This is a genomic window from Fructilactobacillus ixorae (assembly GCF_024029915.1).
GTDB classification, from domain to species: domain Bacteria; phylum Bacillota; class Bacilli; order Lactobacillales; family Lactobacillaceae; genus Fructilactobacillus; species Fructilactobacillus ixorae.
The window spans coordinates 575,331-599,305 of the sequence record NZ_CP097478.1; the positions used below are offsets into that span (position 1 = coordinate 575,331).

25 protein-coding genes, 11 tRNA genes and 1 pseudogene are annotated in these 23,975 nt (G+C 43.1%); 31 read left to right on the forward strand and 6 right to left on the reverse strand.

Features of this window, described 5'->3' with window-relative positions:
- Positions 1 to 160: 160 nt before the first annotated feature.
- On the reverse strand, positions 161 to 658 hold the full coding sequence (locus tag M8332_RS02700; protein WP_252780655.1) for a DUF2507 domain-containing protein: 498 nt from the start codon (positions 656 to 658) through the stop codon (positions 161 to 163).
- A 113-nt stretch (positions 659 to 771) separates the two neighbouring features.
- Between M8332_RS02700 and murI the strand changes: the two genes are divergently transcribed.
- Positions 772 to 1,584, forward strand: coding sequence for a glutamate racemase (gene murI / locus M8332_RS02705; protein ID WP_252780656.1), 813 nt, complete (start codon positions 772 to 774; stop codon positions 1,582 to 1,584).
- On the forward strand, positions 1,577 to 2,170 hold the full coding sequence (locus tag M8332_RS02710) for an XTP/dITP diphosphatase (RefSeq protein ID WP_252780657.1): 594 nt from the start codon (positions 1,577 to 1,579) through the stop codon (positions 2,168 to 2,170). The genes murI and M8332_RS02710 overlap by 8 nt, the downstream gene beginning before the upstream one ends.
- Before the next feature lie 40 nt (positions 2,171 to 2,210).
- Here M8332_RS02710 and M8332_RS02715 read toward each other — a convergent pair whose 3' ends face one another.
- Complete coding sequence (locus tag M8332_RS02715; RefSeq protein WP_252780658.1) at positions 2,211 to 3,188, reverse strand: mechanosensitive ion channel family protein; 978 nt, start codon at positions 3,186 to 3,188, stop codon at positions 2,211 to 2,213.
- A 153-nt stretch (positions 3,189 to 3,341) separates the two neighbouring features.
- Here M8332_RS02715 and M8332_RS02720 point away from each other — a divergent pair, with 153 nt between their 5' ends.
- The 17 genes from M8332_RS02720 (at position 3,342) to M8332_RS02800 (ending at position 16,906) form a co-directional block, all read left to right on the forward strand.
- Positions 3,342 to 3,761 (forward strand): DUF948 domain-containing protein, encoded by a 420-nt coding sequence (locus M8332_RS02720; RefSeq protein ID WP_252780659.1) that lies wholly within the window; start codon positions 3,342 to 3,344, stop codon positions 3,759 to 3,761.
- Between the two features lie 14 nt (positions 3,762 to 3,775).
- A complete protein-coding gene (locus tag M8332_RS02725; protein WP_252780660.1) occupies positions 3,776 to 4,231 on the forward strand; it encodes a hypothetical protein in 456 nt (151 codons plus the stop codon).
- Positions 4,232 to 4,345: 114 nt separating this feature from the next.
- Positions 4,346 to 5,353 (forward strand): catabolite control protein A, encoded by a 1,008-nt coding sequence (gene ccpA / locus M8332_RS02730; protein ID WP_289847028.1) that lies wholly within the window; start codon positions 4,346 to 4,348, stop codon positions 5,351 to 5,353.
- A 70-nt stretch (positions 5,354 to 5,423) separates the two neighbouring features.
- Positions 5,424 to 6,161, forward strand: a complete 738-nt coding sequence (locus M8332_RS02735) for a YebC/PmpR family DNA-binding transcriptional regulator (RefSeq protein WP_252780661.1) — start codon at positions 5,424 to 5,426, stop codon at positions 6,159 to 6,161.
- A gap of 81 nt (positions 6,162 to 6,242) precedes the next feature.
- On the forward strand, positions 6,243 to 7,199 hold the full coding sequence (gene comGA / locus M8332_RS02740) for a competence type IV pilus ATPase ComGA (protein WP_252780662.1): 957 nt from the start codon (positions 6,243 to 6,245) through the stop codon (positions 7,197 to 7,199).
- On the forward strand, positions 7,168 to 8,187 hold the full coding sequence (locus tag M8332_RS02745; protein WP_252780663.1) for a type II secretion system F family protein: 1,020 nt from the start codon (positions 7,168 to 7,170) through the stop codon (positions 8,185 to 8,187). The genes comGA and M8332_RS02745 overlap by 32 nt, the downstream gene beginning before the upstream one ends.
- Positions 8,187 to 8,489, forward strand: a complete 303-nt coding sequence (comGC, locus tag M8332_RS02750) for a competence type IV pilus major pilin ComGC (RefSeq protein WP_252780664.1) — start codon at positions 8,187 to 8,189, stop codon at positions 8,487 to 8,489. Before M8332_RS02745 ends, comGC begins: the two co-directional genes overlap by 1 nt.
- Positions 8,490 to 8,529: 40 nt before the next feature.
- The gene (locus M8332_RS02755) at positions 8,530 to 8,946 is read left to right on the forward strand and encodes a hypothetical protein (RefSeq protein WP_252780665.1); all 417 of its coding nucleotides are present in this window, start codon (positions 8,530 to 8,532) and stop codon (positions 8,944 to 8,946) included.
- Between the two features lie 146 nt (positions 8,947 to 9,092).
- On the forward strand, positions 9,093 to 9,509 hold the full coding sequence (locus M8332_RS02760) for a competence type IV pilus minor pilin ComGF (RefSeq protein ID WP_252780666.1): 417 nt from the start codon (positions 9,093 to 9,095) through the stop codon (positions 9,507 to 9,509).
- The gene (locus M8332_RS02765; RefSeq protein ID WP_252780667.1) at positions 9,478 to 9,651 is read left to right on the forward strand and encodes a hypothetical protein; all 174 of its coding nucleotides are present in this window, start codon (positions 9,478 to 9,480) and stop codon (positions 9,649 to 9,651) included. Before M8332_RS02760 ends, M8332_RS02765 begins: the two co-directional genes overlap by 32 nt.
- A 66-nt stretch (positions 9,652 to 9,717) precedes the next feature.
- The gene (locus tag M8332_RS02770) at positions 9,718 to 10,740 is read left to right on the forward strand and encodes a class I SAM-dependent methyltransferase (RefSeq protein WP_252780668.1); all 1,023 of its coding nucleotides are present in this window, start codon (positions 9,718 to 9,720) and stop codon (positions 10,738 to 10,740) included.
- 10 nt (positions 10,741 to 10,750) lie between these two features.
- The gene (locus M8332_RS02775; protein WP_252780788.1) at positions 10,751 to 11,965 is read left to right on the forward strand and encodes an acetate/propionate family kinase; all 1,215 of its coding nucleotides are present in this window, start codon (positions 10,751 to 10,753) and stop codon (positions 11,963 to 11,965) included.
- Positions 11,966 to 12,114: 149 nt separating this feature from the next.
- Entirely contained in the window at positions 12,115 to 13,452 is a 1,338-nt protein-coding gene (locus tag M8332_RS02780; RefSeq protein WP_252780789.1) for an amino acid permease, read from the forward strand.
- A 2-nt stretch (positions 13,453 to 13,454) separates the two neighbouring features.
- Positions 13,455 to 14,960 (forward strand): bifunctional metallophosphatase/5'-nucleotidase, encoded by a 1,506-nt coding sequence (locus M8332_RS02785; RefSeq protein ID WP_252780669.1) that lies wholly within the window; start codon positions 13,455 to 13,457, stop codon positions 14,958 to 14,960.
- Positions 14,950 to 15,495, forward strand: coding sequence for a YutD family protein (locus tag M8332_RS02790; protein WP_252780670.1), 546 nt, complete (start codon positions 14,950 to 14,952; stop codon positions 15,493 to 15,495). The genes M8332_RS02785 and M8332_RS02790 overlap by 11 nt, the downstream gene beginning before the upstream one ends.
- A 3-nt stretch (positions 15,496 to 15,498) precedes the next feature.
- Positions 15,499 to 16,278 (forward strand): TIGR01457 family HAD-type hydrolase, encoded by a 780-nt coding sequence (locus M8332_RS02795; RefSeq protein ID WP_252780671.1) that lies wholly within the window; start codon positions 15,499 to 15,501, stop codon positions 16,276 to 16,278.
- Positions 16,262 to 16,906 (forward strand): TIGR01906 family membrane protein, encoded by a 645-nt coding sequence (locus M8332_RS02800; RefSeq protein WP_252780672.1) that lies wholly within the window; start codon positions 16,262 to 16,264, stop codon positions 16,904 to 16,906. Before M8332_RS02795 ends, M8332_RS02800 begins: the two co-directional genes overlap by 17 nt.
- Positions 16,907 to 16,933: 27 nt before the next feature.
- Here M8332_RS02800 and M8332_RS02805 read toward each other — a convergent pair whose 3' ends face one another.
- Positions 16,934 to 17,578: a VTT domain-containing protein gene (locus M8332_RS02805; RefSeq protein WP_252780673.1), complete on the reverse strand. Its 645-nt coding sequence runs from the start codon at positions 17,576 to 17,578 to the stop codon at positions 16,934 to 16,936.
- Between the two features lie 238 nt (positions 17,579 to 17,816).
- Between M8332_RS02805 and M8332_RS02810 the strand changes: the two genes are divergently transcribed.
- The 12 genes from M8332_RS02810 (at position 17,817) to M8332_RS02865 (ending at position 19,815) form a co-directional block, all read left to right on the forward strand.
- Positions 17,817 to 17,889 (forward strand) — tRNA-Asn (locus M8332_RS02810).
- Between the two features lie 6 nt (positions 17,890 to 17,895).
- Positions 17,896 to 17,986 (forward strand) — tRNA-Ser (locus M8332_RS02815).
- An 11-nt stretch (positions 17,987 to 17,997) separates the two neighbouring features.
- A tRNA-Glu gene (locus tag M8332_RS02820) sits at positions 17,998 to 18,069 on the forward strand.
- Between the two features lie 8 nt (positions 18,070 to 18,077).
- Positions 18,078 to 18,150: transfer RNA gene (locus M8332_RS02825), tRNA-Val, on the forward strand.
- Positions 18,151 to 18,155: 5 nt separating this feature from the next.
- Positions 18,156 to 18,231: transfer RNA gene (locus tag M8332_RS02830), tRNA-Asp, on the forward strand.
- 55 nt (positions 18,232 to 18,286) lie between these two features.
- Positions 18,287 to 18,359, forward strand: a tRNA-Phe gene (locus tag M8332_RS02835).
- A 5-nt stretch (positions 18,360 to 18,364) separates the two neighbouring features.
- Positions 18,365 to 18,450: transfer RNA gene (locus M8332_RS02840), tRNA-Tyr, on the forward strand.
- A 1-nt stretch (position 18,451) separates the two neighbouring features.
- Positions 18,452 to 18,522, forward strand: a tRNA-Trp gene (locus M8332_RS02845).
- A 14-nt stretch (positions 18,523 to 18,536) separates the two neighbouring features.
- A tRNA-His gene (locus M8332_RS02850) sits at positions 18,537 to 18,609 on the forward strand.
- 55 nt (positions 18,610 to 18,664) lie between these two features.
- Positions 18,665 to 18,735, forward strand: a tRNA-Cys gene (locus M8332_RS02855).
- Between the two features lie 19 nt (positions 18,736 to 18,754).
- A tRNA-Leu gene (locus M8332_RS02860) sits at positions 18,755 to 18,839 on the forward strand.
- 211 nt (positions 18,840 to 19,050) lie between these two features.
- Complete coding sequence (locus M8332_RS02865; RefSeq protein WP_252780674.1) at positions 19,051 to 19,815, forward strand: hypothetical protein; 765 nt, start codon at positions 19,051 to 19,053, stop codon at positions 19,813 to 19,815.
- A gap of 85 nt (positions 19,816 to 19,900) precedes the next feature.
- Here the strand turns inward: M8332_RS02865 and M8332_RS02870 are convergent.
- The 3 genes and pseudogenes from M8332_RS02870 to M8332_RS02880 all read right to left on the reverse strand — a co-directional run bounded on the left by M8332_RS02870 (position 19,901) and on the right by M8332_RS02880 (position 23,886).
- Positions 19,901 to 21,235 (reverse strand): annotated as a pseudogene (locus tag M8332_RS02870) (ISL3 family transposase).
- A gap of 444 nt (positions 21,236 to 21,679) precedes the next feature.
- Positions 21,680 to 23,203, reverse strand: coding sequence for an exonuclease domain-containing protein (locus M8332_RS02875; protein ID WP_252780675.1), 1,524 nt, complete (start codon positions 23,201 to 23,203; stop codon positions 21,680 to 21,682).
- A 26-nt stretch (positions 23,204 to 23,229) separates the two neighbouring features.
- Positions 23,230 to 23,886, reverse strand: coding sequence for a helix-turn-helix domain-containing protein (locus M8332_RS02880; RefSeq protein WP_252780676.1), 657 nt, complete (start codon positions 23,884 to 23,886; stop codon positions 23,230 to 23,232).
- Positions 23,887 to 23,975: the final 89 nt, after the last annotated feature.

The following is a 23,975-nucleotide window of genomic DNA, read 5'->3' on the forward strand; positions in this document are numbered from 1 at the left end:
AAAAGCTAATTTTTATAGGGTTATTTTTTATGATTAAGCACAGCACGAAAGAAAAAATTAGGCGGCTTGTCACCGATAAAATATCAGGAACAAGTCGCCTAATTGCGATAAATATTTACTTTAAATTATGGGGCAGTACAGGTGAGAAAGCGCTTTTTAGTTACGCTTGTTCGGGTTGCTTTAAGGTAACTGGTGGTTGAAAAGACCGGTCAGGGGCAGGTTGGTTCGGATCAGACACCACGGTAATGGTGATGGAACCGTTTAGTTTCTTTTTGGCCTCGGCCTCAGAAATCCACCCGCTACTTTGTTCCTGAGTTTGGGCGAGGAACCCGGTTTCCAACATAAAATCGCAATCCTTATTCATTTTTAAGCGCGTGGTTACCACGGGACCACTGAGATTCCAGACCTTTTTTTGCTCCGTAGCCGTCTGCTGGATTAAAGTGCCCCACTGGTTAGCAGTAAAAAAGGCGGGCAAATCGGCCGGGGTTACCGGAAACTTAAGGGCCAGATTTTTCCCGGCCCAGTATAAAATATCTCCAAGATCATCCTGCAAGAGATCAGGGAGGAGCTCGTCACGCAAAATAAAGCTATTCCAGCCACTTAAATTGGGGACGAGCGCTTGGTACTTATTAAAATCACTCTGGTTCTGTTTACTCATAAAGTTAGGTGCTCCAATCCAAAATTACTTCGGCTTTCATTCTATCACATGGGCCAAGTGAAAAAGAATTATTTAGATATAGTATAATAGGTTTAACGAAAGGGGAAATTAAAATGAACTCAGCGCCACTTGCTTTTATGGATTCCGGCGTCGGGGGGTTGACCATTTTAAAACCAGCGATGTTGCGGTTACCAAGTGAAAGTACGGTATTTTTTGGGGACGAAGCGCATCTTCCGTATGGTGAGAAACAACCGCAGCAGGTGATTGATTATGCACTAGCCATCGGCCGTTTTTTTGCTACCCGCCACGCTAAAATGATGATTATCGCCTGTAATACCGCCTCGGCTTTAGCGCTACCAACGTTACAAACTCAGTTACCATTTCCAGTGCTTGGGGTGGTGGAACCAGGAAGCCAAACGGCCGTGCAAGCAAGTTCCAATCACAAGATTGGGGTAATTGCGACGCGGGCAACCGTGACCAGTCATGCTTACCGCGATGCTATCCACCGATTGAACCCAACAGCGGAAGTAGTTGAAGTAGCTTGTCCGACCTTTATTCCGTTAGTAGAAAAAGGTCAGTACAGCGGGCAAGCAGTTCGGGATCTGATTGCAGCCGGGTTGCAACCGCTCCAGGGAAGCGGGATTGATACACTCGTGTTAGGATGTACGCACTTTCCAATCATTCGGGACCTAATCCAAGCGGAACTTGGTCCAGGGGTAACCCTAGTTGATCCTGGAGCAGCAACCATTGAGCAAGCCACCCAGTGGTTAACTGAACATGATCAGCTGGCTGAAGACCGAACCCCGTCCCATGATTACTATACTTCTCGTGATCCCGCCCACTTTCAACGGGTTGGATCAGAATGGCTAAAACGAAAGGTGGAAGCTCAGTTGGTAACGCCAAACCAACTAACTCAAGATGACTAATGACAAAGAAATTGTAATTGCCTCTGGCAATCAAAATAAGATTCGGGAATTTACAGAAATGTTGGCGCCGTTGGGCTTTCAGGTCAAGTCCACGGCTGATTTTACGGAGCTACCTGCCATTGCCGAAACCGGAACCAGTTTTGAAGAAAACGCGACCATTAAAGCCCAAACGGTTGCCCAAGCGTTACAGGTACCGGTGCTGGCCGATGATTCTGGTCTGGTGGTTCCTGCCATTAACGGCGAACCGGGGATTTATTCCGCACGTTATGCCGGCGATCATGATGATGACGCCAATAATCGGAAGTTACTTCAGCGATTACAGCACTCAGATGATCGCAATGCGTATTTTCACACCTCCCTGGTGGTAATGAAGCCAACCGGAGAGAAGTTGCACGTCACGGGGATTGTATCCGGTGAAATCTTAACCGCGCCGCGGGGTCAAAATGGCTTTGGGTATGATCCGTTATTTTACGTCCCCGCGTTAAACAAGACGCTTGCAGAACTAACGGATGCCGAAAAGAATCAGATTAGTCATCGGGGTCGGGCCTTGGAAAAGTTGCAACAGGTACTGATGGATTGGTGGTAAAAAAAGAAGCACAACCATGAATTTTGGCTGTGCTTCTTTTTTATTTCATTTTGAAAGGCGAGGCAGTGGCTTGCGAACTAGCCGGCGGAGTTGGTTTCTTCGGTGGTTGCACCGTTTGCGGTGATAAAGGCAGTTCGATTCCCGCTTGTTGCAGGGCAGTGAGGTAAGCTTGGAGGTAATTAGCTTGGACGTTATCCTCACTACCACTTTTACAAGCAATGCAAGCTTGGACAGCGAGGGAACCATCCGCAAGGTAGACGGTTCCAAAGACTAAGGGATCGCCAATCACATTGTGATCTTTACCAGCCTGGTCTTCGTTAACCTGGTCCATGATTGTTTCAATCTTTTTAATTGGGGCATCGGGCGTGATTCGGATGTCAACCAGGGTGGTTAGGTTCCCCCGGGAGAGGTTGGCGATGCTAGTAATGTTACGGTTAGGAATGAAATTGAGGGTTCCATCGGAACTCCGAATCTGGGTAGTGCGGAGCCCGACGGCACTCACAATCCCGTCAATGGCATTGATGGTCACGTGTTCACCAACCTCAATTTGGCGTTCAGCTAAAATAAAGAAGCCACTGACGATATCACTCACAAATCCCTGGGCCCCGAGTCCAATTGCTAAACTGAAAATCCCCGCGCCGGCAATTAACGTTCCCACCGGAATTCCCATTACTGATAAGATCGAGTAGAGCCAGAAGAAAATAATCACGTAGTTGTAGGCATTTTGGAGCAGACTATAAATAGTTTTACCGCGGTTGCGTCCGGCTGACTTGGTAGGATCCGGTTGCTGGGCTTTTTTGACGTCGGCATGGTGAAAGATATGGTAAATAATGCTTCGACCTACTCTGGCAATGAGCAAAAAGAGGATCGAGAGGAGCACAATGGTGATTACTTTGGAAGTTAACGTTGCTAAAATTTGATTCCAATTAAAACTATTAAGATAGTTGTTGATAAAATTATTGTTAGTGTAGTGTACCAACTGACTGTTATTTTGTTGCATTACAACTGGGATTGGCATAGCGATCCTCATTTCTATTTAGGTTATTGTTCTATTTTAGCAAAAAGCCGGACCGAAATTAAAGACCAGCGATGGTTAAAATCGGTTTAAGATTGTTTTAAATTATGATTAATGCTATTCTTAACCTGTTAGAAACCATCTAGGAGGTAAATTATGACAATTGGAGGAATTGCAGCTTTAATCGCTGCTTTAGCATTTTTGCTGTTAGTAATCTTTTTATGCGTTACCTTGGTCCATGTTGTGAAGGTATTGGATGGCGTTTCACAGAACTTAGAAAAAGTAACGGGTGACATTAACGCCCTTAGCCACCAAACGGATGAATTGTTAGGCACTGTCAATGCCAAGATCAACCAAGTTGATCCGGTTTTTCAGGCGGCTGCTGACATTGGCACGACCGTTTCAGACGTGAACAACGGGACGCGAAAAGCCGTGGAAAACTTGAAAAAGCGGGTGGAATTAGTTACCAAAACATCTGTGTTTAGCATTGCGGCCAACCAAATTTCCAAACATTTTTCAAAAGCAAAGCAGAAAAAACAAACCCAAACCATCCAACCAGCAAAAACGAAGGCTTAAATAGGAGAAAAGTTATGGATATGAAAAAAGGATTATTGCTCGGAGGCTTATTAGGTGGTGCAGCTGCTTACCTGGCCTTTCGGACTTTAGATGCTGAACAACAACAAGCGCTTCGAAACCGGGTCTTAGAATCAGCTGAAGACGCCAAGGATCGCGCCGTTGATTATGCTTACTACGCCGCCGATACTTTAGCCGATGCGAAGGACATGGTAAGTGATAAAATGGATGATTATCGTGATTCTTTGAACGATACCTCTGCCAAAGTTAGTGACAAGTTGAATGACTTAAAGGATGATTTGAGTCAATTACAAGAATACTTAAATGTGCTACCATTAACCAAACAACAGTTGGCTGATGAAGGAAAAGACGACGAAGCAGACGATATTACCGTTGATATGGATGATGCTTTTAGTCCGCAAAATGATGGTGATGATCCCGTGGTCCCACCTCACGCTGACCACCGCAAATAAACAGATTACGAAAGCTCCGACAGGGAGCTTTTTTTGTGACTAAAATCTTGAATGAAACCGGTTTCTTTGTTATCGTTAAGGTATCGTGAACCAATTTAGAAATGAGGGAGTGCTGTGAAAAAGAAACAAACGGTGACCATTTATGATGTGGCCCGTGAAGCCCATGTTTCGATGGCCACGGTGTCACGAGTGGTTAACCACAATCACAACGTTAAGCCGGCCACCGAGCAAAAGGTCATGGAAGTCGTGAAACGGCTTAATTACCGCCCGAACGACGTGGCACGGGGGTTGGCTAGTAAGAAAACCACCACGGTGGGAGTAATTATTCCGAACGTTACCAATTCGTACTTTGCGGCGCTCGCGCGTGGCATTGATGATATTGCCGAAATGTATCAGTACAACATCATTCTAACCAATTCCGATGGTGACGAACAAAAGGAAGTCAAAGCATTAAATACCCTGTATTCTAAACAAGTTGATGGAATCATATTCATGGGTCATGAATTGTGTCCAGCGGTTCGGGTGGAATTGGAAGCCGAACGCATTCCAGTCGTGCTAGCGGGATCGGTTGATCCTGACAATGAATTCCCAAACGTTAACATTGATTACCAGGCAGCCGTTCATAACCAGGTTAATAATTTATTGGCCAGTGGAAACCAGCGGATTGCCTTTGTGGCCGGAGAACTGAACCGATCGATTAATCGGGACTTTCGGATTCCTGGCTACCAAGCGGCTTTGTCCGCACAGCAGCAACCGGTTGCCACCGAGTTGTTATTCGAAGCGGGGAATTATGACGAAGGCTATGCCCTCTGTGATGATTTAGTTAAAAATCGGGTTACGGCGGCCATGGTGAGCAACGATGAGGCGGCAGCCGGAATTATGAATGGAATGAATGACCGGGGAATAACGGTACCGGGGCAGTTTGAGGTGGCTACAAGTGATAACACGAAGTTAACCGAAATGACCCGGCCTACGTTGTCGACGATTACCCAGCCATTGTATGACGTGGGAGCGGTGGCAATGCGTTTGTTGACGAAGCTCATGGACAATCAGGTCGTTGAGCAAAAACAAGTCTTATTACCATTTGGATTGAAGCAACGGGGCTCTACTAAAGCCTCCTAGTTTGCTTGTAACGGTAGTTGTTGCTATAATTAAAAGTGTTAATTTCGAATCAGGAAAGGAGTGCTGTAGGATGTCAGGACATTCAAAATGGCATAACATTCAAGGGCGGAAAAACGCTCAAGATGCTAAAAGAGGAAAGATTTTCCAAAAAATTTCTAGAAATTTGTATCAAGCCGCTAAGGCGGGTGGTGTTGACCCTGATGGCAATCCCCAGTTACGTTTAGAGCTGGAAAAAGCCCGGGCAGCTAACATGCCAAAGGATAACGTCCAACGAGCTCTCGATAAAGCTTCTGGAGTCGGAGGCGCTAAGTTTGAGGAAGTTACGTACGAAGGTTACGGACCAGGGGGGACGGCTGTCATGGTTTCGACCCTGACTGATAACAAAAACCGGACGGCTTCCGCAGTGCGTTCCGCCTTTTCACACCACGGTGGGTCACTCGGAACGAATGGCTCCGTTTCCTACATGTTTGACCGGAAAGGTTACATTGTAATTCTGCGGGATCAAACCGATGACGATGAAGATACCATGTTATTGGCGGCTCTTGATGCCGGAGCCGATGACATGAAGGCTACTGATGATGAGTACCAAATCTTTACTGAACCCAGTAACATGGCAGTGGTTCGGGATGCCTTACAGGATGCTGGTTATCAACTAGATAACTCTGAAGTTCGGCTGTTCCCGCAAACAACGACGGAAGTGCCAGAAGATAAGGTTTCTCAATACACTGGTTTAATTGATGAACTGTCTGACAACGATGATGTTCAAGACGTGTATGAAGCAGCCGTTTTACCAGAAGACGTTAAATAAGTAATTATTTAAGAAAAAGTCGCAATCTGCGTGCAGATTGCGACTTTTTTGCGTATTTAGGGGCAAAGGATGTGAACCGGAATGGAAATCAAACAGTTATTTCACGAAATTATGACCTTGGCTCTGGCCAAACAGGCCTCCGATGTCTATTTTTTGCCCAAACGCGATAATTATGAGGTTAAGATGCACACGTTACAAGGAGCGTTGCAACTTTCAAATTTAGACAATGAGACCGCTCGCCGGCTCTTAACCTACTGTAAATATCGGGGTGGGCTGTCGATTGCAGAACGTCGGCGTCCGCAGTTGGGTTCACTAGACCTTTCGGTGGAAAAGCAGCTCATTCGGCTCCGCTTAGCAACGGTCGGGAGTTTTAACCAACAAGAAGCGCTCGTTCTTCGGATTATTTACGATGGTCAAGCACACCATTGTCAGTTCTTTAACCAGAGAGTGCTGCCCCAGTTAAAGCAGTTGACCAGCCACCGGGGCTTATTCTTATTTTCCGGACCAACGGGCTCGGGGAAAACGACGACCATCTACGAGTTAGCCCGCTCCCTGCCGGAAACCAAAATGGTGATGGCGATTGAAGATCCAGTTGAAATTTTTGAAGAACGTTTTCTGCAGTTGGAAGTAAACGACGCAACGGGAATGAGTTATGGTCAGCTTCTGAAGGTGGGGTTACGGCAACGACCCGATGTTTTCATAATCGGTGAAATTCGGGATCGAAAAACCGCCCAGATTGCGGTTCGTGCGGCCTTATCCGGACACTTAGTATTAAGTACTATTCACGCACAGAACCTAGCTGGGATTAAAGCGCGCCTGTTGGATTTAAAGGTGAGTGAGGCCCAGTACCAAGCCGCGCTCACCGCCGTGGTCTACCAACGTCTCTTGCCAACTTGTAGCCAAGAAACCCGGGCCTTATTAGCCTGGCAGACCCAACCAGCGCTCAAAAGCGGGAGTAGCTGGGAACTAGAACTGAACCGGATCCGCAAACAGGGGATGATTACCAATGAATGTTATGAAGCGTTTAAGCAGGGTTAAAACGGATGCAATGCCACTTCGCCAGCAGGCAGAGTTCTTTGGTTCGTTATCGGAGTTGATTCACAACGGGTTTTACTTGGCTACTAGTTTAGAATTTATTGCTACGACAGCTCCCGAAAATGTATTAGTCGTGACCCAGATTCAACGAAATCTAGAGGCAGGAAGGCCACTTTCGCAGGCCATGCAGTTTTTTCTGGCGGCTGATTTATACCAGCAATTACGGATTGCTGAGGAACATGGCGATGTTATCACGGGGATGCTGGACATTAGCCGTTTCATTCAATTAACGGTTCAACAACGGCAAAAATTAAAAGCGCTGGCGGTTTATCCACTGTGTTTGTTGGGGTTATTAGGGACCATGATGCTGGTCATTAAACTCGTGATTATGCCTCAAACGGCGAGTTTACTGCCGGACCCGCCACAACAATCCCATTTGGGCAGGTACCTGTTGCTAGGTGCTGGATTAGTGATTAGCCTCAGTCTAGGTTTAGGTGTGCTGATTAAAACGAAACGGGGGATTCAGCGTGCAGAATTTTTAATTCGCTTGCCACTGGTGGGGAAATTATTTCGGCATTATTATCAGTATTACTTAGCCAGTAATTTAGCATTAATGCTAAAAAATGGCCTGGATTTACAACAAATTATCACCGTATTTCGCCAGTTTGCGCCCCACAGTTTACTCCAGGAAGTGGGAACTCTAACCGAACGCTCCATTCAAACCGGCACGGGCTTACTGGCCAGCTTACGCCATTACCACTTTGTGGCACCTGAAATGATTACTTTTTTAGAAAACGGAAGTGAACAGCGTACGGCTGGACAAAATTTACTGGCCCTTAGTGAACTCTATTTTCAGCGGTTAATGCGGAGTTCGGAAATGCTAATCAAGTTAGTCCAACCGGGCGCGTTTTTATTAATTGGATTGTTAATCTTTTTAACCTACCTGCAAATGTTATTACCAATGTATCGAGCAATGAAGGGAATTTATTGATGAGAAACCGTAGAAAAGGCTTTACCTTGATCGAAATGACAATCGTGTTATTCATTATTTCACTGTTGATTTTAATCATCATTCCGAACCTGGGGAGCCAAAAAAATCATGCTCGTTCGGTACACGGTTCGGCCATGACGACCATGGTACAGACGCAAATTGATTCATATGGCGACGAGGAACATGATGACAACGTGACGTTTGCTAAGTTAGTCGAGCACCGTTACTTAACCAATAAACAGGTGCAACAAGCACGCGCCGAAAACATTTATATCGAGGGAAATCATGCCTATCAAAACTAGCCGGCCAGGATTTACCCTGTTCGAAAGTCTAATTGTCTTAATGCTCACTACGCTCACCATGGTGACGTTGACGGTTGGGGTTCGGTGGTTTAACGAAAATCGGACTACGGAAACGGCCTTTTGGCATGATTTTGCTAATACGTGGAATCGAACGCTTGTCCTAGCGCGCCAACGACAGGTTCCTGCTACGGTCTTTTTTGTGCCGCATGATCAAGTGGTGTTTACCAGTTTCAATCACGGGAGTCAGTACCGCAAAACGATTAAGTTACCACCGGGTCTGAGTCCTGTCCGTTGGTATGAAGTTAAAATTACGGATCAAGGTTACGTGAAGCCCCAGACATTACGGTGGCTATCCACGACGAGCCAAACTGAAATTTGGCAGAAATTTCAACTGGGATGGGGGAGTTATGTGAATGAAATTCGGAAAATGGAACCGCAAAGCGTTCACCATCGCTGATGCACTGGTGGGGCTTATTATCATTTGTAGTGGGAGTCTGTTTTACTTTGAAACTGACCAGTTGCTACAGACCCGAACGCATCAGTGCGATATGCAGTTACAGCAAGTTCGGAGGGACTATGAACAGCAGATGGCAAGTAAAATTAATGCCTAGACGAGCAGGATTTACGCTGGTAGAAACCGTCGTGGCACTCGGTTTAATCGCCCTTGGCCTGAGTTTAATGTTACTAACTACGAACGGAATGCGCCACACGGTTAACATCCAAAATCAGCAGTTACAGTTTTACCGGTTTGTTGATGTGATCGAATCCCATCATTTTAAATTTAAAGTAGTGCATTGTAGTCCGAACGAAATTAAGCTAGTGAGCCAGGCCGAACACCAGGATTATTACCTCATCAATGCCCAGGGAACTGTGAAGTTACGAACTAGTCAGGGGGGTTACATGCCGTTATTAATGAACGTGCAGCAAACTGATTTTGCACTGCAAAAACAGTGGTTAGTAATGAAGGTCTTATTAGGAGGAAAATGGTATGAAGCCCATGCCCAGTTGGCGTCATGGTAATTTAACGTTGATTGCCATTTGTTTTTTAGTGTTTGTGGTAACGATTGTTTTATACCAACTGCAAATGACGAATATGTACATTGAGAGTAATCAGAGTCGGATCGCTTATTACCAGCACCAAATCAAGATTACCCAGGGTTAATCTTGAAAAGAACAGGGGGATTCGGTACTATGTTCATAGGTATAAGCCACTAAAGGAGCTGATTACGTGACGGAAGAACAAATTACAAAGTTATTTCAAGTCTTTGATCAGTCAGCGGAATGGTTGCAACAGGCTTTGGATACTTCGTATCTAGATGCTTTCATTGAAACGGCTGATAATATGATTGATGGTAATCGAGTGCGGGTTGAGGATGGAGTGCCGACCCCGCTGGTTGTTACTAAACTGACGAATTTATATCAGCAGGTTGATTATCACCAAATGGAGGCTACTTCCATTAGAAAAGCGATTCAAATGGTGATGATTAAAGCGACTAAAGTTGATCAAATCCAAGCAATTCACCAAATCACCCCGGATACAATTGCCTATACAATGGGATATCTAGCGATTCGTTTGGTGAAACCACTTCAACAGGTTCGCCTGCTAGATCCAGCAGTGGGTTCCGCTAATTTATTGACGGCCGTAATGAATCAGCTACAAGAAGAGGCACATGAGCAGGTAGCCGGTGTGGGAATTGATAATGATGACTCGCTGATTTCAGTTGCTAGTATTAGTACGCAGATGCAGGGGTTAGATGTTGAGTTAGTGCATCAGGATGCACTTTCCGAACTCCCGATTGCCCCGGTTAATTTGGTCGTTTCCGATCTCCCAATTGGTTATTATCCCGTTGATGACCAGGCGTCTCAGTATTTAACTAGGTCAGCTTCCGGACATTCATATGTTCATCACTTATTGATGGAACAGGCGGTTAATCACTTAAACCCGGGGGGCTTTGGGATCTTTTTAGTGCCGAGTGGCTTGTTTCAAAGTCCAGAAACTAAGGGTCTGTTAAAGTGGATGCAAGAACACGTTTACCTGCAGGGAATTTTAAATCTGCCAGGCGAACTCTTTCAAAATGAAGCTGCGCAAAAGGCGATTATGATTGTACAAAAGCAGGGAGCTGAATCGCACCAAGCAAGTCAAGTAATGCTGGGAGAATTCCCATCCTTTAAGGATCCCGATGCATTCCAGAAGTTTTTAGCAGAAGTGGTTGAGTGGGAAGAGCACGAGTTCTTACCTGAGCATAAATAAGGAGATTATGATGAGTAAAATTATTGCCGTTAACGCTGGAAGTTCTACGTTAAAGTTTAAACTATTTGAGATGCCTGCCGAACAAATGTTAGCAGAAGGGGTCATTGAAAGAATTGCCTTACCAGATGCGCACGTTGAAATTAAGTACGGAGATGGACAAAAGTACGAGCAAGTGACAACGGTTGCTGATCACGAGGCGGCCATCCAAATCTTGTTAGAGCAACTTCTCGACCTCAATATTATCAATGATTACAACGAAATTAACGGAGTTGGTCATCGAGTAGTGGCCGGGGGTGAATACTTTGATCACTCCGTGGTAATCACGCCAGATGTCTTGAAAAAAATGGAGAGCTTAAGTGAATTAGCGCCGTTACATGAACCTGCTAACGTGTTAGGAATTAAAGCCTTTCAGAAGGTCCTTCCGAACGTGATTAGTGTTGCGGTCTTTGATACGGCTTTTCATGCCACGCTTCCAGAACAGAACTACTTGTACAGCTTGCCCTATGAATACTATGAAAAGTATAGAGCCCGGAAATACGGGGCCCACGGCATTAGTTACCGCTATGTTTCGCGGCGAGCTGCTGAAATCCTGGGCAAGCCGGTCGAAAATTTGAAGTTAATCGTGATGCACCTTGGGGCCGGAGCTTCCATTTGTGCCATTAAGGGTGGTCAATCATACGATACGTCAATGGGCTTCACGCCGCTTACTGGGGTAACGATGGCAACTCGATCTGGGGATGTTGATCCATCCTTACTGGCTTACGTAATGCAAAAAGAAGGGATGTCTGACATTGAAGAGATGATTGACGTTCTAAACAAGCAGTCTGGATTATTAGGGATTTCCGGGGTCTCAGCTGATATGCGGGACGTTGAAGTGGCGCAAACCGATAACCACCGGGCTAAGGTAGCACGTGAAATCTACATTAATCGGATTGTTCGCTACATCGGTGCTTACCTTGCTGAACTGGGTGGTGCAGACGCGATTGTCTTCACTGCTGGAGTCGGAGAAAACAGTATTACGGTTCGTCAAGAGGTTGCCGACCAACTCCACTACTTCGGAATTGGGGTTGATCCGGAAAAGAATAACGTTCGTGGGGTAGAACGAGATCTTAGTGCGCCAGATTCTAAGATTAAAACGTTATTAGTACCAACTAACGAAGAACTTATGATTGTCCGCGACGTAGTGAAACTAGCTAACGAGCAAGCAGAGGTTAGTGACAAATAGAGGACTGTTAAAAAGGAACAATTCCATGTGGAATTGCTCCTTTTTGATTTAGACAGATGTTCATGAATCGTGTATAATCGAGTTAATGATGAGTTTCACTAGACGAAGGGGTGTCAGTCGTGAGTAAAGATTCGCAAGCAGCTCCAGCAATGAACCGGGGCTTAAAAAGTCGACATGTGCAGTTAATTGCGCTGGGGGGAACCATTGGAACTGGACTATTCCTTGGGGCTGGAAAATCAATTCATTCCGCTGGCCCCTCGTTAATTCTGGCTTACTTAATTGCCGGAATTGCCTGTTTCTTCTTAATGCGGGCGTTGGGGGAGTTATTATTATCCAACACGAACAGCGTTTCCTTTATTGATTTTATTCAACAGTACTTAGGCCCGAAAACGGGATTTGTGGCCGGCTGGACCTACCTGGTTTGTTGGATTACGATTGCGATGGCAGAAGTTACCGCGGCGGGGCTATACATGCAGTTCTGGTATCCCAAGTTACCGATTTGGGTAACCGGTTTGTTCCTGCTGGTGATTTTATTTTTAATGAATTCCATCAATGTTTCTGCCTTTGGGGAGACCGAGTTCTGGTTTGCCATCATTAAGGTGGTGGCAATTCTGCTCTTAATCTTAACTGGGGTTGTGCTGGTGGCAATTCACTACAAAACACCAGTCGGCTATGCGTCTGTCTCTAACCTGACCAATGGAAGCTTCTTTCCGAACGGATTAAAGGGCTTCTTCCTATCCTTTCAAATGGTGGTCTTTAGTTTCGTCGGGGTGGAAATGATTGGGATGACGGCCTCTGAGACCAAAGATCCGAAAACAATCATTCCCAAGTGTATTAATGATGTACCGGTGCGAATCATTCTTTTCTACGTTGGTTCGTTAATTGCCTTAATGTGTATCTTCCCATGGCAATACGTTTCACCATCGTCAAGTCCCTTTGTACAGGTCTTTCAGGGCCTCGGTATCAAACCAGCTGCAGCCATCATTAACTTTGTGGTATTAACCGCGGCTGCGTCATCGTGTAACAGTGCCATTTTTACAACCGGACGGATGCTGTACTCTTTAACCCAGGAATCTGAAAATAAGCTCGGAAAGCAACTCGGGAAGTTATCCCCACGCGGCTTACCGACAAACGCGATTTTCTTTTCCACGGTCATGATTGGCTTATCCGTAATTTTGGATATCATTGTCCCAAGCGGGATTTTTGATTTTATCTCAAGTGTTGCCACGACCTGCTTCCTGTTCATCTGGTCGTTAATTGTCCTGGCTCACTATCGGTATCGGAACCAACTAACGCAGGTTGAAACCAGTGAGCTGACGTTTAAGCTACCGTTTTTCCCATACGCGGACTTCTTTACCATTTTCTTCATGATCTTTGTGGCCATTATCTTAGTATTTCAAATGCAAACGCTGATTGCCCTCGTTGGATCAGTAGTCTGGTTAGTCGGTCTCTATTTATTTGATTTTTACCGAACTAAAACTGCTTAATAATGCTGAACCCGTCTGTTTCTGAGGAAACGGACGGGTTTTTAGCTGCAAATGAGAACAACATCAATGGTAAAATGAAATTAGGATTAAAACTAACGATTAGAGGTAAACAAGTGAAACCAAAAGTTGCCATTTTACACACGAATGATTTACATTCCCACTTTGAAAATTTTCCTCAAATTATCCAATTGATGCACGACCGCACCCAGGAATTGGAACAGGATGGATACACGGTGTTTCGGGTTGACGATGGGGACGCTATTGATCGGTTTGAACCGCTGACGGATGCTACGAGTGGGCAGGCTAACATTGAATTATTAAATCAAATTCATTATCATGCCGCTACGATTGGCAATAACGAAGCGTTAACCACGTCGCATCAAGAACTGAGTCAGTTATATCAACAAGCTAATTTCCCAATTGTTTTAGACAACGTTTTAGATCAAACTACTGGACGGGCTCCGGACTGGACGCAGCCCTATGCAGACTACCAACTCAAGGATCACACCCGCGTGCGGTTCATGGGGTTGACGTTTCCATACCCGACCTTTCGCTTTATGGGATGGCAAGCTGAACCGGTGGTCCCAAGCATTCAACGGTGTTTACACGACTGGCAGGGTCAATACGATGTGTTAGTGCTCCTGTCGCATTTGGGGATCAATCAGGATCGCCACGTTGCCGATCAGTTCCCAGAAATTGATGTTTTGGTGGGTGGGCACACCCATCACTTACTACCACACGGAGAACTGCGCAATCACACGTTACTAACCGCGGCAGAGAAGTGGGGTCACTATGTGGGAGAAATTAAGCTGGAAATCAGCGACCATCACGTCGTACACCAGACGGCGCGGGTCCTGCCGATTCCTGCTTTGCAACCAGATAGTCCGGCCACCCAAACGGTGAGAAAATGGCGACGTCAGGGGCGCGAGTTGCTAGCGAAGCAGAAAGTTGCGGAGTTGCCGGCTCCGGTGCCCACTTCCTTTACAGATGATAATCCCCTGATTCAACTGGGCTTAAAGGCGGTTCAGGAAAGCATGGGAGTTGACGCGGCAGTGTTAAATACCGGATTATTTTTACATGCTTTGCCGGCGGGAATCGTGAACATGGAACAAATTCAAAGCATTTTGCCTCACAACATTCATGTAATGAAGACCACATTTTCGGGATATGATTTGTGGCGACTAATGAAAGAAATGCAGAAAAACCGGAATTTCTTGATTCCATTTCCCCAAAAGGGAATGGGGTTTCGGGGTTCGCAGTTCGGTTTGTTAGTCGCCGCCGGGGTTCATTTTAATGAGCACCACCAGTTAATGTGGCACGATCACCTCGTTAATCCCGACCAAGAGTATACGATTGGGCTTTTGGACCACTATCAATTTATCCCGTTTTTTCCAACAATTGACATTGTGGGGAAAAATCACATTTACTTTGAACTTACATTAAAAACGGTGTTGGCGAACTATCTAGCTCGTCACTATCCGATTCAAGGAGGAACACATGGATCATAGTCAGATTGAGGCATTAATTGCCGAACGCAAGGCGGAACGCTCGGCGTATGCAGAAATTCAACGGGTGGATGCAGACACGTTAAACATCAATGGACACATCTACGTAATTGATACCAACGTTCAGGATGCTTTTGACCTCGGGGAATTTAGTAACCAATTCAATCCAGTGTTTACGCATTATGACTACATTGTGGGAGATTGGGGGTACGGTCAGCTCCGCCTCAAGGGCTTTTATCGTGATGATCGCAACGTTACCGAAGATTTACGCTACCGGTCCATTCAGGACTATTTATTAGAGACTGCCAATTTGGGTGCTAGTTACTTTATTGTGAAGAATTTAGATCCCGTTGCTCGACCGGTCGGCACTAAAGCCAGTTTTGCGGTTCCAGCGCCGCACGCTGACAAAAAGAAAAATCATGCTAAACGAAAGCGGACTGGTAGACACCAGCATCAACCTCGCCCGGGCAAGGCGGCTAAGTCCGGTCCGACGAAACGCAAGCGTCAATTTACAATTCGGCAAAAAAGTGAGGACTAACCAATGAAAAAGTATCGTGGCTATCTAATTGATTTAGATGGAACCATTTATCAGGGGAAAAAACGGTTTCCAGCCGCCCAACGTTTCATTCGGCGCTTACAGGCTAACCACATTCCCTTTTTATTTGTCACCAATAACACAACGAAGGAGCCTGCAGACGTAGTTGCCAACTTATCTGATAACCATGAAATTTACATTCAAGAGCAGCACGTCTACACGGCTGGGATGGCAACGGCTGCCTATTTAGCCCAAGATGCCAAACGGCAGCACCGCGAGCAAACCGCGCTAGTAATCGGCGAAAAGGGATTAAAATCCGTCATTAGTCGGGCCGGGTTTGATTTATTTCAAGCTGATCCAGCTTATGTGGTAGCTGCACTTGATTACGATGTAACGTACGAAAAACTGGCGCAAGCTGTGCTTGCAATTCAGCAGGGAGCCCAGTTTATTGGGACAAATGCGGATGCCTTAATTCCAACCGAACGGGGGCTGCTTCCGGGAGCCGGTTCGATTATTGACTTGCTGTGCTATGCCACCCACGTGGAACCGGTTTTAATTGGGAAACCAAATGATCTAATTATCAAAAACGCCATTGAGTTATTGCACCTCCCGGCCGATCAGGTGGTGATGGTGGGGGATAACTACCAAACGGACATGAAAGCCGGGATGAAGGCCGGCATTGATACGTTACTGGTGTACACGGGGGTTTCCACGCCTACAGAAGTCAAGCAGGAGCCGGTTGCCCCGACCCATGAAATCGAGAGTCTAGATGATTGGGAAGTTTGAGGTCCGTCTCGTCCTTAGCTACGGGCTGTTGTTGCTATGGTTGCTTAGTGGAGCAGGGTTAGTGGGGATTAACTCTGGCTGGTTGTATCGAATTTGTGTCGTGGCACTCCGCTTGCCACAGCACTACCATGTGGCGTTGCCGCTGTTACAGCACAATTTTCACCAGATGATTCAGTACCTCCAGTTTCCGCGGCAGTCCACGCTCCAATTAGCCGGCTACCGTTTGTCACCGGCTGCTCGCACGCACTTTCAAGATGTGAAACGGTTAGTGCTAAGCGTGGAAATGGTGTTCTTAGCAACTAGCGGGTGGCTTCTCTGGGCCACGCTCTATCAGCGGTTATCTCGGCAAATTTGGCGCTTGGAGGCGTTCATTACAAAAACCTTAATCATCATTGGGATCTTAGTGGTCCTCCTTCTCATTGATTTTCAAGCCTGGTTTATCTACTTTCACCGGTTGGTGTTTCGTAATCAGGATTGGATTTTCAATCCACGCGTTGATCCAATTATCAATGTCTTGCCCGAGCAGTATTTTGCTGCAGCCTGTGGCTTAATGCTTGGAACGCTCGTCCTGGCACTACTGGGGTTGTTGTTAATCGGACATTATCAACTAAAAAAGGCACGTCCGTAGAAGGACATGCCTTTTTTAGTTTTGACGTTATTTTTTAGCGGAGAAGCGCTCCTTTAACAGACCGAGCACAGCTGGGATTAAGGAAATTCCGATGATGGAAAGGACTACCACCGAAAAGTGTTCCTGAACAAAGGGAATGTTACCGAAGAAGTAACCACCTCCACAGCAGAGGATTACCCAGGCAAAGCAGGCTGCTAAGTTATATTTAATGAACTTGCGGTAACTGTAGTCACTACTAGCAGCGACGAAGGGGGCAAAGGTTCTGACAATTGGGATAAAGCGGGCAATAAAAATCGCTACGGCACCATACTTATCAAAGAAAGATCGGGCTTTGGCGAGGTCTTTTTCTTTAATGAATCTGCCGAAAAAATGGTTTTTGGTGATGTTCATCCCCACCTTGCGCCCAATCATGAAGTTGAGCGAATCCCCTAGAATGGAAGCAATCAGAAAAAGGATTACAAAGATCCAGATGTTGAGGCCATATTGGGCGTTAGCGGAAAGGGCCGCTGCGGCAAAGAGGAGGGAATCACCCGGAAGAAAGGGAAGAATGACAGCTCCCGTTTCAACGAAGATAATCAAGAACAGGATTAAATAGGTCCAGTCTCCGAAAACGTTAACGAGATAAATCAAATGTTTGTCGATGTGTAAAATGAAATCAATAAGAAAATGCATGATAAACTCCGTTCTTAAAATTTAACTACTTTAATTCTAGCAAATAAAAATCTGAAAAGTGTCGAATTAAGGATATTTTAATATAAAAAAAGTGTTGACGGGGTGGGGCTTTCTTGGTAACATAATTTATGTTGTTAAGCGCCACTGAGTTTAAAGCTCTAAACAAAGAAGTGGTTGACAGCCTAACTCATTTGATGGTATACTGTTGAAGTTGCCTTGAGAGTTCAAACTTAATTATTCCGACATAGCTCAGTTGGTAGAGCACCTGACTGTTAATCAGGTTGTCGACGGTTCGAGCCCGCCTGTCGGAGTATTATGGAGAGTTGTCCGAGAGGCCGAAGGAGCATCATTGGAAATGATGTAAACGGGTAACAACCTGTTTCGAGGGTTCGAATCCCTCACTCTCCGTAAACGGTAATGACCCGCTGGTCAAGTGGTTAAGACACTGCCCTTTCACGGCAGTAACATGGGTTCGAATCCCGTGCGGGTCACTCATTTTGGAAGATTAGCTCAGCTGGGAGAGCATCTGCCTTACAAGCAGGAGGTCACAGGTTCGATCCCTGTATCTTCCATTTTTGGTTCGTTGGTCCAGTCCGGTTTAAGACGCCTGCCTGTCACGCAGGAGATCACGAGTTCGAGTCTCGTACGAACCGTAGTTGCAGTGATGCAACGTTAATTGAATAGCATTATCAATGTCATAAATGGTTTGGCTCGGTAGCTCAGTTGGTAGAGCAACGGATTGAAGCTCCGTGTGTCGGCAGTTCGATTCTGTCCCGCGCCATTTATGGAGGGGTAGCGAAGTCTGGCTAAACGCGGCGGACTGTAAATCCGCTCCTTCGGGTTCGGTGGTTCGAATCCACTCCCCTCCACCATAGGGATATAGTACAACGGTAGTATGTCGGTCTCCAAAACCGCTGATGCGGGTTCGATTCCTGCTATCCCTGTTTATGATGTTATGGCGGTAGTGGTGAAGTGGTTAACACATCGGTTTGTGGTACCGACACGCGTGGGTTCGATTCCCACCTACCGCCCTTTTGATTGTCTTGCATCTGCAAGAAGAGGGCATTTAAACTTAAATGTTTTTCTGGCGGTATAGCCAAGTGGTAAGGCAGAGGTCTGCAAAACCTTCATCGTCGGTTCAAATCCGACTACCGCCTTTGGCTCAATCAATCTTTTGCCGAGATGGCGGAATTGGCAGACGCGCTGGACTCAAAATCCAGTGATCATTGCGATCGTGCGGGTTCGACCCCCGCTCTCGGCATTCTTAGCATCATGCAAGTAAAAAGACGTTAGTTCATTCTAATGTCTTTTTTATTTTTTATCTAGTAACAAATTTACTATTTTTAAATTATGAGTAGTGATCAACTCACACTAATAACATTGTAAATATTTTACTTGATTAAGTTTTAAATAAATTGGTTTAAGTGTATAATTAAGGAGTTACTTATAAATACTTAGGGAGAGTTAAAATTATGGATAAAAAGAGCTTGATTGGGATATCAATAATTGCTATTTCAGGAATTACTAATTTAACCGTTGCTCAACCAGCAATCGCTTCAAAATCTGCTAAGTGTTTCCCAAAGAAAGTGCAAGGAAACTGGCATTATAGTGGAAAATCAGATAATAACAGTAATGTAGCGAGATTAAACGGTAGCTTATATGTAAACAAAGATAAAGTTGTATGGAAAGTTACTGCTGATAGCAAAGATAATGGGACATATAAATTTAAATTGAAGCAGAAAGATAAAAATACATATAGTTTAAAATCTTTAACTAAAAAAACACCATTCAAAAAATCTAATTATGATTTAAAAACTTATGGTGATTCAATTTTACTTGAACATCAAGGTGGTACTGAACAATTCTCAAAAGATTCAAGTGACCGCTTTAATCTTAAGACGCAAGATGGAAGAGCAAATCCAAAGACTCAGCCTAAATCAAATAGCAATCAACAACAAACCATGCAAAATAATGCCGGAACTTCAAATTTAAGTCCCAGAGAGATTGCTAACAATTATCCAGAAAATTCACCAGAATATCAGGCAGAATTAAAAAGAGAACAAAATAGTAGTTCCCCAATCAGTGCTGTTGATTCATCTGGGAATCTGATTAATCCAGTTCTTTGGCAACAGCGGGCAAAAGCTGCTGATAATAATACAAATTATCCAAATGCGGATAACGGCTTAGCTTATGTACAGGACGCCCATGCTAATGAAGATTCCAGCGAAAATAATTAATAAAAATCCTCTAAGTAGCTATCTAGATACTGGCTCTTTGTCAAATGGTACTGATGAGTAAATAATTTAATCAATGAGTCTGACCCTAGGCGATGGAATCCTTAAAGGATTCTGTCGCCTTTTGTTTATAATTTTTTGAGAAATAGTTGTTTGAAAATGAGATGAGAATTCTAAGTCTGAAATTCTTGAAACTACGATGACCATAAGCGGTTCTATTGATGACTTTGATTTTGTTATTAATTCCTTCTAAAGGACCATTACTGAAGGAATAAGTAAAGCTATTTTCAATTTCTTCTTGATGGCGTTTTAATGTACGTCTGGCCTTTTTCATTGCTTCAGGAAGATTTTGATATTGATCTTTATGCTTAGCTGAATTAAGCAGATCGGCTAACTCCTGCTGATTATGCGTTTTGGTTACGATCTGAGTCATATCTTGATAGAAGTCATAAGCATCACGAAGTGATGGTGATAAGGAGAGTAATCTTTCAACAACTTCTGTATCAGTTAAACAGGCATATTGATAGTTTCTTCTCCGTTTGAAGACCGTGTAATCTAATTCTTCAACTTTTTTGAAAAGCAACTTGTATAAACCTTTTAATTGGTGTTATTCAGGAGTATTACTGCCATATGCTTTCATGACCTTAATTCGTTCTTTATTTAAAGCTGTGTAGGCTTGGTTAACAACATGAAAGCGGTCCGCTATGATTTGAGCTTGAGGAAATACTCGTTCGATTATACCTCGATAGGGAGAGAATAAATCTACGGTTACCGTTTTAACCGCGGCTCTAGCTAAAGCTGAATATCTTAGAAAATAATCCTCCAATAATCTACCATTTCTGCTTTGAATGATATCCATTAGTTGGTGTGTGTCTGAGTTCATCAGTGCGATGCTCATTCCACTTGGCGACATTTTCCCTGATTTAAAATCATCAAAGGCAATGTGTTGGGGTAAATAGCGATAACCAGTTTTATGATATTTAGCTAAGCCTTCGGCTTGTCTCATCACGGTATTCGTCGAGATACCAAAATTTTCAGCGATTTGTTTGATAGTGATATTAGAGCTTAACTGGAGTGCTGCTTTAATCTTTAAATTTCTGAGAATATGATCGTTAGGATTAATGTCTTTCAATTTAGCTAATTCCGTATGATGACAGTATTTACAAATGTATTTTTGCTTCTTGATGATAAGAAAATTTAAGCCCCAAAGCCCTGCGGGTGCCAAGTGTTGAACCGTTTTAAAGCCATTCTTATTCAAGTAATGTTCACAATTTTTGCACCTTAATTTATATGTTAGAATAAAGCGCCAATAATTTTTAGTGATGCCATCTTCTTTAACAATTGTTCTGGATTTCGTGGTATCATCAACAATGATATTAGGATCTGTGAGGCCTAATATCTCTTTGATTGTTATTTCATTCATAACAATTAACTCCTTTTGGGGTTGGGAACATATCGGGGGTCGACCGATATGTTCTTTTTTATTTTCACTAATTATACAAAAAAGGTACTGACCACATTCACTTAGTGAATGTCATCAGTACCAAAAATTGTAGAGCCTAATCAACATAACTTCTGGCAGTTGTTTGATCAAATTCCTTTTCATAACCACTTAAAGTTCTAACGTTTGAATCTTTATATTTATATGAAACAAAAATACTATATCCCATAATCATTCCCCTTTTAAATCATCCGTTGCAGCGGATGATTTTTTATTTGGGTAAAAATACCCAAAACCCCAAAGCCGGACTCGAACCGGCTTCTTGCTTCCTAGTGGGGTGATTATTCCTGATCGTTTGTAGCATCAATGGAGACTTCTCCGTCTAAATGTCTGTTCTGATTGTCTAAAAGTTTTATGGTAAGTTATTTATTTTAGCAATTCTAAAAATTGATCTTCATTAATCATTTTAATTGGATATCCTTTTGCAATTAACTCTTCAGCTTTTCTCATTTTTGTGGACTTTCCATCTTCTCCAACAACATTTTTATCTTCAACACCAACTACTAAATAATTTACTTTTGATGACATACCGGATTTAAATATTCCACCTTTATTTTCAATTGCTTTTTTAGCATCATCACGACTTAGTTCAAATAAATTACCAGTTATAGCAAAATTTAAATCATTTAATTTTTTTGCACTTTTATTTGATTTTTCTAAAATGGCCTGGCCTATAGCTGAAGATTTTGTCACTTTAGATCGCATATAGTAACCATAGGGATTAGATTTATTCTCACTACTTTTTTTAGTTGTAATTTTCTTTGGTTTATATCCCTTGTCTCTTAGTTTTTGATAAACAATTGCTGTTGTTTTTACATCGTTTAATGAATTATGAGATCCATTTTTTATACCAAAATAATCTTTAAGTGTTTCTAGCTTGTTGTTAGGTAAGCTCAAATCCTTTTGTGCTTGTTTTGCCATTAAAAGAGTATCTTCTATTGTAATTTCTGAAATATTTACACCTTTTTGAGTTAAAAAGGTTATATCAAAGTCTATATTGTGACCAATGATAGCTGGTTTCATATTGCTGTTATAAAACACCTCTAATTCTGTTAATGCATCATTAAGTGATAGACCACTTTTTACATCATCATTTGATATTCCTGTTAAAGAATATATTTTAGGTGATATTTCATCATTTTGTGGTTGAACGTAGTGATTAAACGTTTTTACGGGTTTATCATCTATGTATCTAATTGCACTAATTTGAATAATGTCATTATCTACTGGATTTAACCCGGTTGTTTCAATATCTAAAACCATATAATTATAATATGGTTTCCATCTGCGATGAATCTTAACATTGCTGGGGCTTCTTTTAATTTCATTAATATTTTTTTCTGATTGATCAGAACTATGGTTGTTAGGTTTGGTTTCTTCTTGTTGAATTGATTTTTGCGAACTAGAGTTTAGCTTAATGTCTTTTATTTCATTTTCGCTGGGTTTTACTATTCCTTCTTTATTTCGGTTAATATTGCTATCTATTTTTTCTGGTGGATTTTCTTTGTTAGGATTGAAGTCATCATGTTGCTTATTTTTTTGTTCTTTAGTCTTTATATTTTTCCTAATTGGAAGGGAATAGGAATTTTTTATAATATTCTCTGAGTTTTTGTCAGATGGTTGCCAACCTTTATTAAGCAGATAAATCACATGCTTTTTATTTATATATGCAGCAAAGATTGCGTTAGCGATTATAGTTCCCAATATAATTGTTGGGTAAAATAAAACAATGTCAGTAACAAGAACTATCCAAAACCAAGTCCAAAAACTTTGAATTAAAGCAGGTATTGGTCCAAAAAATAAAGTAGTCCACGAATACCCGATTTTAACTTGTTTTATTTTCCCATTATTTTTGTTTTCTAAGTTTATAAACATAGGTGTATCGTTCAATCCTTTTTGCGTGGTTCGACTATAAATTAAAACATTTTCATTTCCATTTTTACTAATCCAATAATTCGACCCTGTTTATCCTCATTGAGGATAATAGGCTCAAAGTCCGGGTTATCTGGCATGAGGATGACACTATTTTTAGTCTTTTTTACACGTTTGAGAGTTGCGGTTGTGTCATCATCAAGAAGAACAGCAGCTATTTCGCCGCTTTCAACATCAGGTTGCTCTCGGATAAGAACCTCCGAACCATTCATAATCGTTGGCTGCATGCTTTTTCCAACGCACTTGAGGATGAAGTAGTCACCACCTTTAACTAGATTCTTAGGTAGCAACATGTGACCGCTGACATTTTCAACGGCTGTAATTGGTTTGCCGCAAGCGATTTCTCCAATTATTGGAATGCTAACCATATCAGAAGTAGCAATCCTCGTTAGATTAGTAGGATTGTTTTGTGTATCTAAGCCAGCCATTTTAAATATTTCACTTTCAGGAATTCTCAATCCTTTAGCTATTTTACGCAATGTTGAAGGTTTCGGAATGCTTCTTTTCCCATTTTCAACCTGTGATAAGTACGGGTTGGAAGTACCAGCTTGCATAGCAACTTGTCGAATAGAAAAACCCTTTGATTTACGTATATCTCTTAGCTTTTGCCCGAAAGACTTATCATTACAACTATTTACCATCTTTTTTGCACCTTTTTTAATTCTATTTTATCAATGAATTAGTACATATTTAGCAAATGAGTAAACTTTTTTAATAAAATGCTTTCAAA

Excerpts from the sequence above, each read along its gene's own strand:
- M8332_RS02700 (WP_252780655.1), bottom strand. The coding sequence starts at position 658 with ATGAGTAAACAGAACCAGAGTGATTTTAATAAGTACCAAGCGCTCGTC.
- murI (WP_252780656.1), top strand. The coding sequence starts at position 772 with ATGAACTCAGCGCCACTTGCTTTTATGGATTCCGGCGTCGGGGGGTTG.
- M8332_RS02710 (WP_252780657.1), top strand. The coding sequence starts at position 1,577 with ATGACTAATGACAAAGAAATTGTAATTGCCTCTGGCAATCAAAATAAG.
- M8332_RS02715 (WP_252780658.1), bottom strand. The coding sequence starts at position 3,188 with ATGCCAATCCCAGTTGTAATGCAACAAAATAACAGTCAGTTGGTACAC.
- M8332_RS02720 (WP_252780659.1), top strand. The coding sequence starts at position 3,342 with ATGACAATTGGAGGAATTGCAGCTTTAATCGCTGCTTTAGCATTTTTG.
- M8332_RS02725 (WP_252780660.1), top strand. The coding sequence starts at position 3,776 with ATGGATATGAAAAAAGGATTATTGCTCGGAGGCTTATTAGGTGGTGCA.
- M8332_RS02735 (WP_252780661.1), top strand. The coding sequence starts at position 5,424 with ATGTCAGGACATTCAAAATGGCATAACATTCAAGGGCGGAAAAACGCT.
- comGA (WP_252780662.1), top strand. The coding sequence starts at position 6,243 with ATGGAAATCAAACAGTTATTTCACGAAATTATGACCTTGGCTCTGGCC.
- M8332_RS02745 (WP_252780663.1), top strand. The coding sequence starts at position 7,168 with ATGAATGTTATGAAGCGTTTAAGCAGGGTTAAAACGGATGCAATGCCA.
- comGC (WP_252780664.1), top strand. The coding sequence starts at position 8,187 with ATGAGAAACCGTAGAAAAGGCTTTACCTTGATCGAAATGACAATCGTG.
- M8332_RS02755 (WP_252780665.1), top strand. The coding sequence starts at position 8,530 with ATGCTCACTACGCTCACCATGGTGACGTTGACGGTTGGGGTTCGGTGG.
- M8332_RS02760 (WP_252780666.1), top strand. The coding sequence starts at position 9,093 with ATGCCTAGACGAGCAGGATTTACGCTGGTAGAAACCGTCGTGGCACTC.
- M8332_RS02765 (WP_252780667.1), top strand. The coding sequence starts at position 9,478 with ATGAAGCCCATGCCCAGTTGGCGTCATGGTAATTTAACGTTGATTGCC.
- M8332_RS02775 (WP_252780788.1), top strand. The coding sequence starts at position 10,751 with ATGAGTAAAATTATTGCCGTTAACGCTGGAAGTTCTACGTTAAAGTTT.
- M8332_RS02780 (WP_252780789.1), top strand. The coding sequence starts at position 12,115 with ATGAACCGGGGCTTAAAAAGTCGACATGTGCAGTTAATTGCGCTGGGG.
- M8332_RS02785 (WP_252780669.1), top strand. The coding sequence starts at position 13,455 with ATGCTGAACCCGTCTGTTTCTGAGGAAACGGACGGGTTTTTAGCTGCA.
- M8332_RS02790 (WP_252780670.1), top strand. The coding sequence starts at position 14,950 with ATGGATCATAGTCAGATTGAGGCATTAATTGCCGAACGCAAGGCGGAA.
- M8332_RS02795 (WP_252780671.1), top strand. The coding sequence starts at position 15,499 with ATGAAAAAGTATCGTGGCTATCTAATTGATTTAGATGGAACCATTTAT.
- M8332_RS02800 (WP_252780672.1), top strand. The coding sequence starts at position 16,262 with ATGATTGGGAAGTTTGAGGTCCGTCTCGTCCTTAGCTACGGGCTGTTG.
- M8332_RS02805 (WP_252780673.1), bottom strand. The coding sequence starts at position 17,578 with ATGCATTTTCTTATTGATTTCATTTTACACATCGACAAACATTTGATT.
- M8332_RS02865 (WP_252780674.1), top strand. The coding sequence starts at position 19,051 with ATGGATAAAAAGAGCTTGATTGGGATATCAATAATTGCTATTTCAGGA.
- M8332_RS02880 (WP_252780676.1), bottom strand. The coding sequence starts at position 23,886 with ATGGTAAATAGTTGTAATGATAAGTCTTTCGGGCAAAAGCTAAGAGAT.